Genomic DNA, 11,981 nt, shown 5'->3' with positions numbered 1-11,981 from the left:
TAATCATATTCCGTTCTAATGGCCGCATGTTCGATCATTGCCTTTACTTCAATTCCTCCGCATTGGCGCGTCTTGTCGAGCGCGAGTGGGGCGCCGTCTATGCGCCGTTCGGCTTGACGCCGGCACAGGGCTTCGTGCTGCGCGTCGTGCTTGCGTCGCCCGGAAGTCTGAGCAGTCAGGTTGCCGACCTGTTAGGCATTGCTCGTCCCACCGCAACCCGGCTTATCGACAACCTTTGCGAAAAGCAATTGGTCGAGCGGCGGCAAGGCGAAGCAGACGGCAGAGAGTGGTACATCTATCCCACCAAGGCGGGTAAGGCGCTCGATCGACCTATCAATAACGCCAGTGCCGAGATTGCACGGTCATTGAAGGCAAAGCTTGGAGCGGAATTATTCGAATCCGCCGTTTACAGCATGCATGGCGTCAGAAAAGCGCTGTCCTGAAGGTGCTTTTTTTATTTCAGATAGTTGTCTTGCTAATCAATTGGAGGCCGGATGAGAAATGCAAGAACCTGCGACGCGGCGCTTCGGCCTCGGCCGTGGATACAGGAGGAGAGGTTGCGCTGGGTGGCCGGCCTCGCAATGACATGTGCGGCGATCGCGCTGTTCGTCACGGCCGTTATTGTTGCTCCGGCGAGTACTCGCGCGAACAACCGTCTCTGCCTTGAACAGGCCGCGAACGATGCGCACGTGAGTCTCGACGCTTTCTTCCAGAATCCCGCGAATCAGGATGCGCTGGTGCAAGCCATTACGCTTTGTTCGCGTTGACCGCAGCGCGGCGCCGCAAGTAGAGGTTGTTGAAAATCAGCGCTGCGCCGGTCATGCATGCACCCACGATCTGCCAGTGCCCCGGGATCACGCCGGTCAACGAAGACACGACGAACGTGGTGACGGGCAGCACGTCCATGAACAGCACGCCGTTGAGCGGCGTGAGAATCCGGTTGCCCATGTTCCAGAACAGAATCGCGATGAAGCCGGCAACCGGCCCCATGTACAGCAGATGCGGTACGATCGCGCGCAACGCGGCTGAAGACGGCATCGCCACGACATGAAGTGCGATCAGCAGAACGTTCACGCCGACGATCGTGGTCAAGCCGAGCCATGTCGTCATCGTCGTGTATTTGAGCGCGGACCAGTTCTTGAAGCGTGATGCGCTGAACGTGTAAATCACCCAGCACAATGCGCCCAGCACGATCAGCGCGTTAGCCGAATAATGCTGCGGTTCGTGGAGAGCGGCGACAATATCGCCTTTGGTAACCACCAGCGAGACGCCCGCGAACGACATCAGGATGAACACGAACGACCAGAACGGTGGTGCGCTCCTGCGCACGATCGAGTTCAGCAACAAGCCCATCATCGGTTGAGTGGCCATCATGATCGACGCGGTCAGCGCGCCTTCGCGTCCTGCCAACTGCTGCCCGAGAAATACGAACGATCCGAAACCACAGAAACCGATCGACCCCAGCAACCAGGCCAGTGCCAGCGATTCACCATTTGCCTTCAACGCGTTCTTTCCTTCTTTCACGATCAACAGCGCGAGAAACGCGGCACCGGCGATCAGATACCGGAGCGACGTGAAGGTGAACGGATCGATATGCACGAGGGCGTCGGTCATCACCGGGAACATGATGCCCATCAAAATCGTTGCCGCCACGCAAAACGCGACGCCTTTCCAGTAGACCGAAGTCGACGATCCAGCAGCAGGATCGGGAACCGGCCTCGTGCCGCGAGGTCCTGAAGCGCTTGCCATCTCCATCGATTTATTCATGAACGATCATTCCAGAATTAGGCAAAAAAACTTCAGGTCAACCAGGTGAGAAGATATGCGCCGCAGTGTTGCTTCGATGTGAGGGCGCAAAGCCTCGTCTGTCGGCAACATTTCGATGGCGGTATGGGTGATCAGGCAGCCATGCCGTCCGGACAGGCTGGCCGCGACCTTCATGTATTGGAGCAGCGCGCCGCGCAGTAAGACCAATCATTCTTTAATTCAAGCGCTCGCTCCCGTTTTTACGCAGCGTCAGGGTCGCGCCTCGCGATGGCTTTGACAACCGCGGCCATATCCTGCTCGCCGAGCCCGAGCGATTCGGTCTCCGCATAGAGCGCGAGGCAAATATCCATCAGCGGCGACGCCACGCCCGCCGCATGGGCCGCATCCACCACCAGGCGGCTGTTCTTCAGCACGTCCGAAATGCCCGCTTGCCTCGTGAAATCGTTGCGCCCGAGTTTGGTCGCCTTGATTCGCGATACCGCGCTCGCCATCGGACCGGCATCGAGAATCGCGACGAAGCGCTCCATGTCGAGCCCATGACGCGCCGCGAAATGCGCGGATTCCGCGAGCCCGGTGACCATCGTGATCAGAAACACGTTGACGGCGAGCTTCATCTGCAACGCGCCCGGCACCGGGCCGCAGTCGAAGCACTCGCGACACATCGGCGCGAGCAGCGCGCGAATCCACGGGTCGTTGTCCGCTGCGCCGGACACCATCGCGACGAGTTCGCCGGCTTCGGCCGGTTTGCGTGAACCGGACACCGGCGCTTCGACATAGCGTCCGCCGGCGGCCCGCACGTCCTCGGCGAGCCCTGACGAATAGCCGGGTGGCACCGTGGCCATGCTGACCAGCGTATGGCCGGCGACGCGCTCGGCGAACGCCGGCAGTCCGCGGGCCAGCACCGCGTCCATCGCGTTGCCGTCGGCCATCATCAGGATCACGGTAGCGCAGCGCTCGAATACTTCGCGCACTTCCGTCGCGACGCTCGCACCGGCTGCGGCAAGGCTCGCGCATTTGTCCGGCGATCGATTCCAGACGACCAGATCGACGCCGGCCTTGCGAAGATTCAAAGCCATCGGTTCGCCCATCGTGCCGAGGCCGATAAAGCCAGTTGGGGTTGTGCCAGTCATAAGGGGATGTCCACTGGATGAGCCGCCAGATCGTGTCCGGCGGACGAGGTGATGCCCGCGGTGGCAGGCGTCCTTTTTGTCGAACTATATTGACCTGCGTGACTTTCGTATATCGAATAATATTGAAGTCTCACTTCAGCAGATCGGATGATTCGATGAGCACCCGGTTCGATATCGATGCGCTTCGCACGATGGTGGTCGGCGTCGACGCGGGCAGTTTTGCACGCGCGGCAGTGCAGTTGGGCCGTTCGCAATCGGCGGTCAGCATGCATCTGAAGCGGCTCGAAGAGCAGGCGGGTCACACGCTGTTCGAGCGCAAAGGGCGCGGCCTCGCGTTGACGGAAGCGGGCGACGCGTTGCTGGCGTACGCGCGCCGAATCGTCGAACTACACGACGAAGCTGCCGCCGCGTTGGGCGCCAACGCGGCAACCGTGTCGATCAGAATGGGCCTGCCGCAGGATTTCTTCGAAGACATCATGCCCGAGGCGATGTCGCGCTTCGCCCGGATCAGACCGGATGCGCACGTGGAGATCCGGGCAGGGCGCAACTATGCACTTGAAGAGGAAGTGCACGCGGGCAAGCTGGATATGGCGATTGCGTTTTCGCTGCCGGGTCAGAGCAAGTCAGGCACTTTGCTCGCTTCGATGCCGCTGTTCTGGTTCGCGGGCAAGCGTCTGCCCGACGATCTGTCGGCGCGGCGCGCGCCGGTTCCGCTGGTGCTGTTCGACCACCCGTGTCTGTTCCGGCAGACCGCGTTGCAGGCGCTGGACCGGCGCAACCGCCCATGGCGCCTCGCGCTGACGACGCCGAGCCTCGCGGGCGTCTGGGCGGCATTGCGATACGGGCATGGCGTCACGGTTCGCACCGGCCACAGCGTGCCGCGTGGCATCCAGCAGGTCGACGACTCCGGCTTGCCGCCATTGCCTGCGCTCGAGTTGCGTCTGTTCGAGCGCAGCAATCTGACGGGCGCGGCCGGCGAGTTTCGCAATGTGCTCGCTTCGGTTGCGCGGGATCGTGTCACGGGTTCATGACAGCGGCGCAGTCAATTCACCGGCGCAGATGCGCATTTGATTAGACGGATCTCCCGCTACGAGTAAGACAAGGAAAGCGCGCGCACCGTACGCAGTTTTTTTGGGGCGTGTGTCCCGCATGCTATTCTCGGTGCACTTGTACACCCAGGTTTCAAAGCCTATGACCGAGGTTACGGATAACGGCATCGCGCTGCGCTCGCTCATCGAACAGGCGGGACTCACGCAAGCCGATGCGCTGGCCGCCTTGAACCGGGGCCAGGCATTCCCGATTGCGTTATCCACATGGAAGGCCTATCTCGCCGCGCCAGAAAGCGTGCGGCGTCGGGTATGTCCCGATAACGTGCTGGCGCATGCGCGCAAGACCCTTGGAAAGGTTTCGAAAGGACGTTGAACTAGAATCACGGCGCGCAATGCGCCCCGCACGGCGGCCGGTAGCCGCAAAACATTGAATAGTGAGAATGAGTATGTTTCGACGTTGTGTGGCGATCCTATCGCTAATTGGTGCAGCGATCTCGGTGACAGGCTGCAACACGGTCGCTGGTTTCGGTCAGGATGTTTCGGGTTCGGCCCGTGCCGTTCAGCACTCGCTGTAGGCTTTGACTTCGCGATGGTTGGCAGCGGTGACTGCAAGCGTGCTTGCAGTCACCGGCACGCTCTATAGCGTCGGCAGGTAGCGCGATCGGCGCCGTGCCCCGGCACGCGCATCGCGCATCTCAGGCCAGCGCCACCACGGCAATCTCGACGAGCAACTCGGGCGCGGCAAGTTTTGCTTGCACCGTCGCCCGCGCGGGCGCGCAGCCCTGCGGCACCCACGCGTCCCAGATTTCGTTCATACCCGCAAAATCGCGGCCGATATCCGCGAGCCACACTTGTGCGGAAACGAGGCGCGTCTTGTCTATGCCGGCCTTTTCAAGGAAGCCGTCGATTTTCTCCAGCACTTTCGCGGTCTGGACTTTCACATCGGGAGCAGGATCGCCCGAAGTCTGGCCGCCGACGAACACGAGTCCGGCTGCCTTGACGACGCGGCTCATCCGTTGATTGGTGTCGATGCGAACAATGTCGGTCATGAAAAAACTCTCCAGTTAAAGTCGAAAGAAGCGCCCCGCGCGCATCAATTGAACACGCGAGGAAGGCGCAAAAATGAAGGCGCTTATTGCGCCACGGCGTGCGAAGCGTCTGCGTGGGACGCATCCGGCGCACGGTTGAATCGATCGATCGCAAACGCGTCCAGCGATAGCGACGGCGCGCCGTCGAGCATCAGCTCGGACACCAGCTTGCCGCAACCCGGCCCGAGTTGAAACCCGCTGCCGCAGTAGCCGAACGAGTAATACAGATTTGACGCGCGGCGGCTCGCCGAAATCACCGGCAGTTCATCTTCGGTAAAGGCTTCGACGCCGGCCCACGCGCGGTTCACGCCGAGATCGCGCAGGTGAGGAAACAGATCGGTCACGGTCCGCGCGCTGCGCACGAGCCGGACGAAATCGACTTCTCCGTGACGATTCGCGAGATCCGCGATGCCGATCAGCTTGCCGCCGATCACCACGGTGCCGTTGTCGAACTGCTTGAACGACAGCGGCCTGCCGGTTGCGCCGAGCGTCGCGCGACAGAACGGCGCGACCCGATGCGTGACCATCAGCATCAAACCTTCGGGATGCACGGGCACCGGCTCGTCGACCTGTTGCGCCAGTTCGCCGGACCAGGCGCCCGCGGTGACCAGCAGCTTTTCCGCGCTGAACGTGCCACGCGACGTGACGGCGAACCATCGCGTGCCGCGCTGTTCGATGCGGCGCACGGGCATGCCTTCGAGAAAGGTCGCGCCTAGCCTCTGCGCGGCGAGCCGGAACGCGGTGGTCGTGCGGTAAGGCAGCGCGAAGCCGTCCCGCTCGACCCAGATGCCGCCGGTCACATGCCGGGCCAGCGCGGGTTCGAGTTCGCGCACGGTTTCACGGTCCACGACTTTCTCATGTGTGAATCCGTGCGACTCGAGCAACGCGACACGCTCGCGGCAGGCCGCGAGTTCGTCGTCGGTTTCGGCGATCTTCAACTGCCCGGAGGGTACGAAGCCGCCATCGTCGCCGAGCAGATCGGTCATCCCGTGCCACATTTCCCGCGACATCAGCGCAAGCGGAATTTCCGGCAACGGACGGCCGAGCGTGCGCACGCCGCCGGCATTCACGCCCGACGAATGACGCGCGACGTAATCGGCTTCCAGCACGATCACCTTCGCGCCGCGCCGCGCGAGGTGAAACGCGCTGCTCGTGCCGTGCAGCCCGCCGCCGATCACGAGGACATCGGCTTGCTGGACGTCGGTCGTGTCAGTCACCGGCGAGCTCTCCCAGCGTCAGCGGTTTGATCGGCGGCCGGATCCGGTAATAGCCGACTTCGGCGGGCGACACGCGGCGCGCATCGGCGATCACCTCGGTCACCGTGAGACCGCACATGCGCCCCTGACACGGACCCATCCCGCAGCGTCCGAACGACTTCGCCTGATTCGGCCCGACACAGCCCAGTTCGACGAACTTGCGCAACTCGCCGGCAGTGACTTCCTCGCAACGGCACACAATGGTTTCGTCGCGCGGAATGCGGTTGACGTCGCGTGGACGGTACAGGCTGTCGAGAAAAGGCCGGATGCGCATCACGTCCGCGAGCGCGCGGCGCTGCGTGACGGCCTCGGCGTCGCGCAGCGCGGCAGGGATCGCGCCGAGTTGCGCGGCCGCGGCGAGACCCGCGAGCGTGCCCTGCAACGCCGCAGCTTGCGCGCCGCCGATGCCCGCGCCGTCGCCGGCGATGAAGATGCCGGGCACGTCCAGTTCGCCCCATGCGTCGACGGTCGGCGTGAAGCAGAGTTGTGCGCTGTCCCAGCGATGCGCGGCGCGCAGCGCTTGCGTGAACTGGGTATTCGGCACCACGCCCTGATGCAGCAGGATCACCTCGGCTTCGACGCGATGCGCGGTGCCTTGGGTCGTGAAGTGAAGGGCGGCGGCGCGCTCGACGTTGTCCGTGCCGATGCGCGCTTCCACGCGCAGATCGTCGGCGGCCTCGTAGATCGGCACACCCGCGGCCCGCAGCGTGCGGATCAGTTGCAGACCTTTGCTCAGGAACGGCCACGCGCGCAACGCCGACAACAGGTGGCGCTTCGCGCGCCAGCGGTCTTCGTGACGGGTCGTGTCGACCAGTGCGCGGATCGGCACGCCGGCGCGCACGTATTGCCAGCCGAGCAAATAAAGCAAGGGGCCGCAGCCCGCCAGCACCGGCGGCGCGGCGGGCACTTCGCCCGCGCTCTTCAGCAGGATCTGCGCGGCGCCCGCGGTCAGCACGCCGGGCAGCGTCCAGCCGGGAATCGGGAAAGGACGCTCCAATGCGCCGCTCGCGAGAATCACGCGCTGTGCGTCGAAGCTGCCGATCTTGCCGTCCTTCAGATAGTTGACGCTGCGCTCGCGCGTGACCTGCCACACGGTCGCGTGGGTCAGGTGCCGCGCGCCCGACGCGGCGAATGCGTCGGCAATGGCGGCGCCTGCGGCATAGTCAGGTCCGAGAATCTCCTTGCGGCGCGCATCGGCGCGGCCGATCGCGCGATAGATCTGTCCGCCGACTGCGTCCTGCTCGTCGATCAGGACGGTCTTGAGACCCGCGCGCGCCGCACGCGTGGCCGCGCTCATGCCGGCGGGACCGGCGCCGACCACGACGAGGTCGACGGCTTCGGAAGCGAAATCAGCAGCCATGTGCGTTCTCCAGCGGTGCGTCGGTCATGGACGCCGGCGGCAGATCGCGCGCCCCTTCCTGCGAGCGGATCCGCATCCCGGCCTTCACTTCGACCATGCAACTCTGGCGGCTCGGCACGCCGTCGATCTCGACGAGGCAGTCGAAGCACGCGCCCATCATGCAGAAGGGCCCGCGCGGCGCGCCGGACACGGGCGTCGCCCGAAAGCGCGAGACGCCCGACGCGAGCAGCGCCGCGGCGACGGAGCGGCCGCCGGGCACGGACAACGGCTGATCGTTGAACCAGATGTCGAGGTTCGCGGCGGCTGCGTCTTGCGCACTCGCCAGCGGCTTGAACAGGGTGTGGGTCGATTGGGAAGTCATGTCGGTGGTCAGTGAGCCGGTGTCAATGAGCGGGCTTGCTCGAAGCGGCGAGCAGAGAAGTGGGGCAACTCGTCGGGCAGCGGCGCGTTCAGAATCCACGGCGCGACGCGCAGCGCATGCGCGGCCGCCAGCGTCACGCCGCTATGACAGGTGACGACGAACGCGCCCGGATGCGCGTCGGACTGCTCGTAGATCGGAAAGCCGTCGGGGCTGTAGACGCGCAACGCGGCCCACATCCGCACGAGCCGCACGTGCTGCAGCAGCGGAAACGCGCGTACACCGCGCCGGGCGATGTCGGCCAGCACATGTGTGGTCGTGAAATCGTCGAAGCCGACTTCCTCCATCGAATCGCCGAACTGCACGCTGCCTTCGTCGGTCTGGCGCACGTTGAGCGTCGGATAGTCGAGAAACGGCGCAACGCGCTCGCTGACCAGCACTTGCCCGCGATTCGGCGCGACCGGCGCGTGCAGCCCGACGAACGGCGCGAGCGCGCGATTGCCCAGTCCCGCCGCGAGCACGACCCGCGCCGCGCGATACGTGCCGTGCCGGCCGTGCACGACGAAACCCTGTGTCTGCGGCTCGATGCGCTCCGCGCGTTCGGCGGATACGAGCCGCACGCCGCGCGCCTGCATCGCGGTGTGCAGCGCGCGCAGCAGCTTGAGCGGATTCACGTGACCGTCCATCGGCGAATAACTCGCGCCGATCACCGCGGGGCCGATGTGCGGGATGCGCGCGCGGACGTCGGCGGCATCGAGCATCTGATACGGGTAATCGCCGAGTTCGGCTTGCAGCGTCGCGAGACGGGTTTTGCGTTCGATGAGTTCGTCGTCGTCGAAGCAGAAGTGGAAGCCGCCGGGCTGACGCAACGCGACGTCGACGCCGCTGTCCTCCAGCAGCGCCGCCGCGAGGCCTGGCCAGCGCGTGGCGGAACTGCGCGACCAGCGGGCATAAGGCGACATGCCGTAGCCCTTGCCCTGAATCCAGACGAGGCCGAAATTGCCGCGGGACGCGCGAAAACCGCCGTCGTCTTCGTCGAGCACGGTCACCCGCGCGCCTTCGCGGGCGAGCCCGTAGGCCACGGCGGAACCGACGAGGCCACCGCCCACCACGATCACGTCCGCCGGCCCGTGGGCACTGGCGGTGCTTGTCAATGTCATCGGGCTTCTCCAATCAGAATGCGGTCCAGTCCGACCATGCGGTCGAGCAGGATCATCAGAAGGACCGTGCCGACGATCAGCACCGCCGACACCGAAGCGACCAGCGGATCGATCGTCTGCGCGATCTGGTTGTACATCGCGACGGGCAGCGTGGTGGTGCCCGGCGTCGCGACGAAGATGGTCATCGTGAGTTCGTCGAAGCTCTGGATGAACGACAGCACCCAGCCGCCCGCCACGCCGGTGCGGATCATCGGCAGCACCACGCGGCGGAACGCGGTGAAGCGGCTTGCGCCACATGACAGCGCGGCGCGTTCGGCATCGCGATCGAGACCGACCGCCGACGACAGCGCGAGCCGCAACGCGTACGGCAGCACGATGATCACGTGCGCGCACACCAGCGACCAGAACGAGCCGGACAGATGCAGCATCGACAGAAAGCGCAGGAACGCGATGCCGAGCACGACTGCGGGGATCATCATCGGCGACAGGAAAAAGCTGGTGAGCGCGGCGCGCCCCGGAAAGCGATAGCGCGCGATCGCGAGCGCGGCGGGCACCGCGAGCAGCACGCCGATGGTGGCCGCCGCGAACGCGAGCCGCACCGACAGCCAGAAGGCCGCGACGATGTCGCCATTGTCGAGAATCGCGCGAAACCAGCGCAGCGACGCGCCGTCGAAAGGCATCGAGATGAAGCCTTTGTCGGTGAAGGCCACCAGCATCACCACCGCGAGCGGCGCGATGATGAAGGTCAGGAAGAACGCGTTATAGACGAGCCCGAGAATGCCGTTCTGTTTCATGATCGCTCTCCTGCGCTCAGTCGAAGATGTGCCGGAAGCGGCGTTCGGCGAGACGGCTGCAGCCCATCACGATCGCCACGTTGGCGATCAGCAGCAACACGGCGATGCTCGCGCCGAGCGGCCAGTTGAGCGTGCCGAGGAATTCGTCGTAGGCGGCGGTGGCCACCACCTTGAGGCGGCGCCCGCCGATCAGCGCGGGCGTGGCGAACGCCGAGGCCGACAGCGCGAACACGATGATCGAGCCCGACAGCACGCCCGGCAGGATTTGCGGCAGCACCACGCGGCGGAACACCGCGAACGGCGAGCCGCCGAGCGAACGGCCGGCCCATTCCACCTGCGGATCGAGCTTTTGCATGGTCGCCCAGACCGACATCACCATGAACGGCACCAGCACGTGCGTGAGCGCGATGATCATGCCGGTCATCGTGAATACGAGGCGGATCGGTTCGTCGGTGATATGCAGCGCCTGGAGCACGCTATTCAGCACGCCGTTGTTGCCGAGCAGAATCTGCCAGCCGAGCGTGCGCACCACCACGGAGATCAGCAACGGGCCGAGCACGACCAGCAGGCAGAGCGACTGCCACGGACGCTTCATCCGCGCGAGCACGATGGTCTCCGGGACGCCGAGCACGATGGACAGCAGCGTGACGGCGAATGCGAGACCGGCGGTGCGCAGGAAGATCGTGCCGTAGTACGGGTCGCTGACCACTTCCCAGTAGTTCGACAGCGTATAGGCGGACGTGACGCCGGCTACGTCGCTGAACACGCGAAACGACAGCATCAGCGTGAGCAGCAGCGGCACCAGCAACAGGCCGACAAAAAGCAGCAGCGCGGGCCCGGACAACAGCCAGGGCGCGGCGCCGGGGCGGCCGTCGTCAAGCGTGGCCATGAGCGCTCTCCTGATTGTCTTGCGTGAGCACGCGCAGGTCGTCGTCGGTCCATTCGAGGCCGACCTCGTCGCCCTCCGCGGGCGGCGGCGCGCCGTGATTCGGCCGCGTGACGCGCAGCTTGCCGAGTTCGGTATCCACTTCGAGCAGCCACTGATTGCCGACGAACACGCGCGTCGCGATCCGCCCGCGCAACCGCGCGTCGCCATTGGCCAGATGAACCTTCTCCGGCCGGATATAGACGTTCACCGTGCCTTCGACATGACGGCCTTCATGCGGCACATGCAGTGTGGTGCCCGCGACCGAGACTTCCGCACAGCGCGGATTGCGCCGCAATACCTCACCGGCAAACGCGTTGGTGCGCCCGAGAAACGTCGACGCGAACGGCGTGGCGGGGCGCTCGTACGCGTCGTACGGCGTACTCAGTTGCGCGATCGCGCCGCGATGCATCACCGCGATGCGGTCGCTCATGGTCATCGCCTCGACCTGATCGTGCGTGACCAGAATCGTCGTGATGCCGAGGCGCTTCTGGATCGCGCGCAACTCGATGTGCATCTCTTCGCGCAGCTTGGCGTCGAGGTTCGACATCGGCTCGTCGAGCAGCAGCAGTTCGGGTTGCATCGCGATCGCGCGTGCAATCGCCACGCGCTGCCGCTGGCCGCCCGACAACTCCTTCGGGTAGCGATGACCGAGGCCCTGAAGGCGCACGAGCGACAGCGCCTCGGCGACACGCTCGTCGCGCTCCTTGCGGCGCACCTTGCGCATCTCCAGGCCGAAACCCACGTTGCCCGCCACCGTCATGTGAGGAAACAGCGCGTAGCTCTGGAACACCACGCCGATGCCGCGCTTCTCGGGACGCTCGTGGGTGATGTCGCGGCCGTCGAGCAGAATGCGGCCGGTCGTCGGCGTGATGAAGCCGGCCACCATCTGCAGCGTGGTCGTCTTGCCGCAGCCGGAGGGGCCGAGCAGCGAGAGCAGTTCGCCGCGTTCGACCGAAAGATCCAGTTGCTCGATGGCGGTGAAATCGCCGTAGCGTTTCGAAATGCCCTGCAAAGTCAGGAAGGCCATACGCGTTGCTCCTTCGTCAGAATCGGATCGCGCGCTGCGCGGAGGGGGGGGCGGTTGCGGCTGC

14 protein-coding genes are annotated in these 11,981 nt (G+C 64.8%); 4 read left to right on the top strand and 10 right to left on the bottom strand.

The window, feature by feature from the left end; translation table 11 throughout:
• Positions 1 to 26: 26 nt before the first annotated feature.
• Together PQQ51_RS02105 and PQQ51_RS02100 are read left to right on the top strand one after the other, a co-directional pair.
• A complete protein-coding gene (locus PQQ51_RS02105) occupies positions 27 to 443 on the top strand; it encodes a MarR family winged helix-turn-helix transcriptional regulator (RefSeq protein ID WP_408494788.1) in 417 nt (138 codons plus the stop codon).
• Positions 444 to 494: 51 nt separating this feature from the next.
• Positions 495 to 767, top strand: a complete 273-nt coding sequence (locus tag PQQ51_RS02100; RefSeq protein WP_408494381.1) for a hypothetical protein — start codon at positions 495 to 497, stop codon at positions 765 to 767.
• Here PQQ51_RS02100 and PQQ51_RS02095 read toward each other — a convergent pair.
• Positions 748 to 1,767, bottom strand: coding sequence for a DMT family transporter (locus tag PQQ51_RS02095; RefSeq protein WP_408494380.1), 1,020 nt, complete (start codon positions 1,765 to 1,767; stop codon positions 748 to 750). The two genes, PQQ51_RS02100 and PQQ51_RS02095, sit on opposite strands and share 20 nt — an antisense overlap.
• 239 nt (positions 1,768 to 2,006) lie before the next feature.
• Complete coding sequence (locus PQQ51_RS02090) at positions 2,007 to 2,897, bottom strand: NAD(P)-dependent oxidoreductase (RefSeq protein ID WP_408494379.1); 891 nt, start codon at positions 2,895 to 2,897, stop codon at positions 2,007 to 2,009.
• A 155-nt stretch (positions 2,898 to 3,052) separates the two neighbouring features.
• Here PQQ51_RS02090 and PQQ51_RS02085 point away from each other — a divergent pair, with 155 nt between their 5' ends.
• Both PQQ51_RS02085 and PQQ51_RS02080 read left to right on the top strand, forming a co-directional pair.
• Positions 3,053 to 3,928: a LysR family transcriptional regulator gene (locus PQQ51_RS02085; protein ID WP_408494378.1), complete on the top strand. Its 876-nt coding sequence runs from the start codon at positions 3,053 to 3,055 to the stop codon at positions 3,926 to 3,928.
• A gap of 160 nt (positions 3,929 to 4,088) precedes the next feature.
• Positions 4,089 to 4,319: a hypothetical protein gene (locus PQQ51_RS02080; protein WP_408494377.1), complete on the top strand. Its 231-nt coding sequence runs from the start codon at positions 4,089 to 4,091 to the stop codon at positions 4,317 to 4,319.
• A gap of 322 nt (positions 4,320 to 4,641) precedes the next feature.
• Here PQQ51_RS02080 and PQQ51_RS02075 read toward each other — a convergent pair whose 3' ends face one another.
• The 8 genes from PQQ51_RS02075 to PQQ51_RS02040 form a co-directional block, all read right to left on the bottom strand.
• Entirely contained in the window at positions 4,642 to 4,995 is a 354-nt protein-coding gene (locus PQQ51_RS02075; protein ID WP_408494376.1) for a RidA family protein, read from the bottom strand.
• An 83-nt stretch (positions 4,996 to 5,078) separates the two neighbouring features.
• Positions 5,079 to 6,251 (bottom strand): NAD(P)/FAD-dependent oxidoreductase, encoded by a 1,173-nt coding sequence (locus tag PQQ51_RS02070; protein ID WP_408494375.1) that lies wholly within the window; start codon positions 6,249 to 6,251, stop codon positions 5,079 to 5,081.
• A complete protein-coding gene (locus PQQ51_RS02065; RefSeq protein WP_408494374.1) occupies positions 6,244 to 7,650 on the bottom strand; it encodes an FAD-dependent oxidoreductase in 1,407 nt (468 codons plus the stop codon). The genes PQQ51_RS02070 and PQQ51_RS02065 overlap by 8 nt, the downstream gene beginning before the upstream one ends.
• Entirely contained in the window at positions 7,640 to 8,011 is a 372-nt protein-coding gene (locus PQQ51_RS02060; protein WP_408494373.1) for a (2Fe-2S)-binding protein, read from the bottom strand. The genes PQQ51_RS02065 and PQQ51_RS02060 overlap by 11 nt, the downstream gene beginning before the upstream one ends.
• Before the next feature lie 8 nt (positions 8,012 to 8,019).
• Complete coding sequence (locus PQQ51_RS02055) at positions 8,020 to 9,168, bottom strand: NAD(P)/FAD-dependent oxidoreductase (protein WP_408494372.1); 1,149 nt, start codon at positions 9,166 to 9,168, stop codon at positions 8,020 to 8,022.
• Positions 9,165 to 9,962: an ABC transporter permease gene (locus PQQ51_RS02050; RefSeq protein WP_408494371.1), complete on the bottom strand. Its 798-nt coding sequence runs from the start codon at positions 9,960 to 9,962 to the stop codon at positions 9,165 to 9,167. The genes PQQ51_RS02055 and PQQ51_RS02050 overlap by 4 nt, the downstream gene beginning before the upstream one ends.
• A 16-nt stretch (positions 9,963 to 9,978) precedes the next feature.
• Positions 9,979 to 10,851, bottom strand: coding sequence for an ABC transporter permease (locus PQQ51_RS02045; RefSeq protein ID WP_408494370.1), 873 nt, complete (start codon positions 10,849 to 10,851; stop codon positions 9,979 to 9,981).
• The gene (locus PQQ51_RS02040; RefSeq protein WP_408494368.1) at positions 10,838 to 11,917 is read right to left on the bottom strand and encodes an ABC transporter ATP-binding protein; all 1,080 of its coding nucleotides are present in this window, start codon (positions 11,915 to 11,917) and stop codon (positions 10,838 to 10,840) included. Before PQQ51_RS02040 ends, PQQ51_RS02045 begins: the two co-directional genes overlap by 14 nt.
• Positions 11,918 to 11,981: the final 64 nt, after the last annotated feature.

Source organism: Paraburkholderia xenovorans, from assembly GCF_046030735.1.
Taxonomy (GTDB): Bacteria; Pseudomonadota; Gammaproteobacteria; order Burkholderiales; family Burkholderiaceae; genus Paraburkholderia; species Paraburkholderia xenovorans_A.
The sequence above is the reverse complement of the archived record's forward strand: the minus strand, read 5'-3'. Positions and strand labels throughout refer to the sequence as shown.

What these genes read in the sequence shown, in the direction of transcription:
- PQQ51_RS02105 (WP_408494788.1), top strand. Translation starts at nt 27, where the DNA reads ATGTTCGATCATTGCCTTTACTTCAATTCCTCCGCATTGGCGCGTCTT.
- PQQ51_RS02100 (WP_408494381.1), top strand. Translation starts at nt 495, where the DNA reads ATGAGAAATGCAAGAACCTGCGACGCGGCGCTTCGGCCTCGGCCGTGG.
- PQQ51_RS02095 (WP_408494380.1), bottom strand. Translation starts at nt 1,767, where the DNA reads ATGAATAAATCGATGGAGATGGCAAGCGCTTCAGGACCTCGCGGCACG.
- PQQ51_RS02090 (WP_408494379.1), bottom strand. Translation starts at nt 2,897, where the DNA reads ATGACTGGCACAACCCCAACTGGCTTTATCGGCCTCGGCACGATGGGC.
- PQQ51_RS02085 (WP_408494378.1), top strand. Translation starts at nt 3,053, where the DNA reads ATGAGCACCCGGTTCGATATCGATGCGCTTCGCACGATGGTGGTCGGC.
- PQQ51_RS02080 (WP_408494377.1), top strand. Translation starts at nt 4,089, where the DNA reads ATGACCGAGGTTACGGATAACGGCATCGCGCTGCGCTCGCTCATCGAA.
- PQQ51_RS02075 (WP_408494376.1), bottom strand. Translation starts at nt 4,995, where the DNA reads ATGACCGACATTGTTCGCATCGACACCAATCAACGGATGAGCCGCGTC.
- PQQ51_RS02065 (WP_408494374.1), bottom strand. Translation starts at nt 7,650, where the DNA reads ATGGCTGCTGATTTCGCTTCCGAAGCCGTCGACCTCGTCGTGGTCGGC.
- PQQ51_RS02060 (WP_408494373.1), bottom strand. Translation starts at nt 8,011, where the DNA reads ATGACTTCCCAATCGACCCACACCCTGTTCAAGCCGCTGGCGAGTGCG.
- PQQ51_RS02055 (WP_408494372.1), bottom strand. Translation starts at nt 9,168, where the DNA reads ATGACATTGACAAGCACCGCCAGTGCCCACGGGCCGGCGGACGTGATC.
- PQQ51_RS02050 (WP_408494371.1), bottom strand. Translation starts at nt 9,962, where the DNA reads ATGAAACAGAACGGCATTCTCGGGCTCGTCTATAACGCGTTCTTCCTG.
- PQQ51_RS02045 (WP_408494370.1), bottom strand. Translation starts at nt 10,851, where the DNA reads ATGGCCACGCTTGACGACGGCCGCCCCGGCGCCGCGCCCTGGCTGTTG.
- PQQ51_RS02040 (WP_408494368.1), bottom strand. Translation starts at nt 11,917, where the DNA reads ATGGCCTTCCTGACTTTGCAGGGCATTTCGAAACGCTACGGCGATTTC.